At 56.2% G+C, this 1,849-nt stretch carries 1 rRNA gene; it reads right to left on the reverse strand.

The features are described from left to right. Positions 1-22 precede the first annotated feature (22 nt). Positions 23-1,849, reverse strand: a 23S ribosomal RNA gene (locus GA0115234_RS41065); the annotation flags it as partial.

Here is a 1,849-nt window from a genome sequence, read left to right on the forward strand (position 1 = left end):
AACACAGTGGACGCGAGCAACTGAGGACAAGCCCTCGGCCTATTAGTACCAGTCAGCTCCACCCGTTACCGGGCTTCCACATCTGGCCTATCAACCCAGTCGTCTACTGGGAGCCTTAACCCCTCAAAGGAGGTGGGAATACTCATCTCGAAGCAGGCTTCCCGCTTAGATGCTTTCAGCGGTTATCCTTTCCGAACGTAGCCAACCAGCCATGCCCTTGGCAGAACAACTGGCACACCAGAGGTTCGTCCGTCCCGGTCCTCTCGTACTAGGGACAGCCCTTCTCAATATTCCTACGCGCACAGCGGATAGGGACCGAACTGTCTCACGACGTTCTAAACCCAGCTCGCGTACCGCTTTAATGGGCGAACAGCCCAACCCTTGGGACCGACTCCAGCCCCAGGATGCGACGAGCCGACATCGAGGTGCCAAACCATCCCGTCGATATGGACTCTTGGGGAAGATCAGCCTGTTATCCCCGGGGTACCTTTTATCCGTTGAGCGACAGCGCTTCCACAAGCCACTGCCGGATCACTAGTCCCGACTTTCGTCCCTGCTCGACCCGTCGGTCTCACAGTCAAGCTCCCTTGTGCACTTACACTCAACACCTGATTGCCAACCAGGCTGAGGGAACCTTTGGGCGCCTCCGTTACTCTTTAGGAGGCAACCGCCCCAGTTAAACTACCCATCAGACACTGTCCCTGATCCGGATCACGGACCCAGGTTAGACATCCAGCACGACCAGAGTGGTATTTCAACGACGACTCCACAACCACTGGCGTGGCCGCTTCAAAGTCTCCCACCTATCCTACACAAGCCGAACCGAACACCAATATCAAACTGTAGTAAAGGTCCCGGGGTCTTTCCGTCCTGCTGCGCGAAACGAGCATCTTTACTCGTAGTGCAATTTCACCGGGCCTATGGTTGAGACAGTCGAGAAGTCGTTACGCCATTCGTGCAGGTCGGAACTTACCCGACAAGGAATTTCGCTACCTTAGGATGGTTATAGTTACCACCGCCGTTTACTGGCGCTTAAGTTCTCAGCTTCGCCAACCCGAAAGTCAGCTAACCGGTCCCCTTAACGTTCCAGCACCGGGCAGGCGTCAGTCCGTATACATCGCCTTACGGCTTCGCACGGACCTGTGTTTTTAGTAAACAGTCGCTTCTCGCTGGTCTCTGCGGCCACCCCCAGCTCATGGAGCAAATCCAATCACCAGTGATGGCCCCCCTTCTCCCGAAGTTACGGGGGCATTTTGCCGAGTTCCTTAACCATAGTTCACCCGAACGCCTCGGTATTCTCTACCTGACCACCTGAGTCGGTTTAGGGTACGGGCCGCCATGAAACTCGCTAGAGGCTTTTCTCGACAGCATAGGATCATCCACTTCACCACAATCGGCTCGGCATCAGGTCTCAGACTTATATGCACGACGGATTTGCCTACCGTGCGTCCTACACCCTTACCCCGGGACAACCACCGCCCGGGCTGGACTACCTTCCTGCGTCACCCCATCGCTTACCTACTACCACCTTGGTTCGTCGGCTCCACCACTACCCTCAACTCCGAAGAGATCGGGCCGGCTTCACGGACTTAGCATTAATGGGCTCAGTACTGGGCGTTTCAAAGCGGGTACCGGAATATCAACCGGTTGTCCATCGACTACGCCTGTCGGCCTCGCCTTAGGTCCCGACTTACCCTGGGCAGATCAGCTTGACCCAGGAACCCTTAGTCAATCGGCGCACACGTTTCTCACGTGTGTATCGCTACTCATGCCTGCATTCTCACTCGTGAACCGTCCACAACTCGCTTCCGCGGCTGCTTCACCCGGCACACGACGCTCCCCTACCCAT

This window comes from Streptomyces sp. DvalAA-43 (assembly GCF_900091725.1).
Lineage (GTDB): Bacteria > Actinomycetota > Actinomycetes > Streptomycetales > Streptomycetaceae > Streptomyces > Streptomyces pulveraceus.